Annotated in this window: 2 protein-coding genes; both read right to left on the bottom strand. The window is 36.7% G+C overall.

Annotation, left to right across the window (positions count from 1 at the left end; all coding sequences use genetic code 11):
• Nucleotides 1-61 precede the first annotated feature (61 nt).
• Nucleotides 62-370, bottom strand: a complete 309-nt coding sequence (locus B494_RS0100420) for a PTS sugar transporter subunit IIB (protein WP_017470379.1) — start codon at nt 368-370, stop codon at nt 62-64.
• A 1-nt stretch (nt 371) separates the two neighbouring features.
• Nucleotides 372-695 (bottom strand): PTS lactose/cellobiose transporter subunit IIA, encoded by a 324-nt coding sequence (locus tag B494_RS0100415; RefSeq protein WP_017470378.1) that lies wholly within the window; start codon nt 693-695, stop codon nt 372-374.
• Nucleotides 696-1,306 lie beyond the last annotated feature (611 nt).

Genomic DNA, 1,306 nt, shown 5'->3' with positions numbered 1-1,306 from the left:
GTAGCTTTTGTTGAAAACCTGAAATAGCCATAGTAAATTTCCCCCTTAATTATGTTATAGATTAATTTATTAACTCAAGCGCCCAATCGAGCACTTTCTCACCATTCATTGTACCGTAGTCTAAACTATTAATGACTTCAACAGGGATACCATTTGCGCCCCCATATTGTTTCGTATAGTCATCTTTCAAATAAGACACTTGTGGACCCAACAGTAAGACATCTGCATCACCAATATAAGATTTAATATCACCGCCTGATGTTGCATTAATATTAATGTCCTCACCTTTTCCTTCAGCTGCTTTTTGCATCTTGTTGACTAACATACTTGTTGACATCCCAGCTGCACATACTAATAAAATGTTTTTCATTTTAATTCCCTCCTGAAATTTCATTTATCTTTTTATTTAAATCAATAATTTCTAATGTTAAGTCTCGAATCGTCATCGCATTCATTAAGTGATCTTGTGCATGAACCATTAACAGTGAAATCTCTGTTGCTTCACCTCTAGATTCTGCCTGAATTAAATCGGTCTGAATACGGTGTGCTTTATTTAACTCTTCATTAGCTTCTTCCACTAACTGTTCAGCTTCGACAAAATCTGCTTTTTTTGCGGCTGCCATTGCCCGCATTGCAGCGCTTCTAGCATTGCCTCCATGTATGATTATCCCCATGATTACTTCTTGGTTTTCCAATTGCGTATCCTCCCTTGTTAGCTCGTTTATCTATCTTAATTACACTATACAATTAAAACGTTTTCATCTAAAGCGAGTGTTTTTCCACTATAAGAGGAAGTGATGTAGAGTTAGTCGTTTTCCACTAGTAGCGGAAGTAAGTTAAGTTAAAGTTAGATAAAACGAACGTTCAATCATCGGGCGCTTAGTTCTTTCCCTCTCTGATTGGTAGCTTAATGAATCAAGCTCCCACCTAAATAGGTTATCTCTATTTTCTGTTTTTGAGCGCACATTTTACGAACCGTTATCTGTGAAACTAACAGCGACCTCTAGTGATTATTTGATTTAAAGCGTTTATATCCGCTATATTCTTCAAAGAGCTAACGTATTATCTTCATTGCAAACACAGTAAAAAGTAGGCTAGTCATAGACTAACCTACTTCTTTAAAAATATACTTATTGTTCTGCTGCTTTTTCTTCCGCAAGGGCTTGCTTATCAATAACACGGAAGAACGGATAGTAAACTAACGCTGTGACAACAATCATCAAAATTTGCACCATTAGGATAACAAAACCACCTTGCAAAATAGCGTTAAAGAATGCTGGTGTACCTAGTGGTAAGTGTGCCCCTG

Source organism: Amphibacillus jilinensis Y1 (assembly GCF_000306965.1).
Taxonomy (GTDB): Bacteria; Bacillota; Bacilli; order Bacillales; family Amphibacillaceae; genus Amphibacillus_C; species Amphibacillus_C jilinensis.
This window is presented reverse-complemented; position numbering and strand designations above follow the sequence as displayed.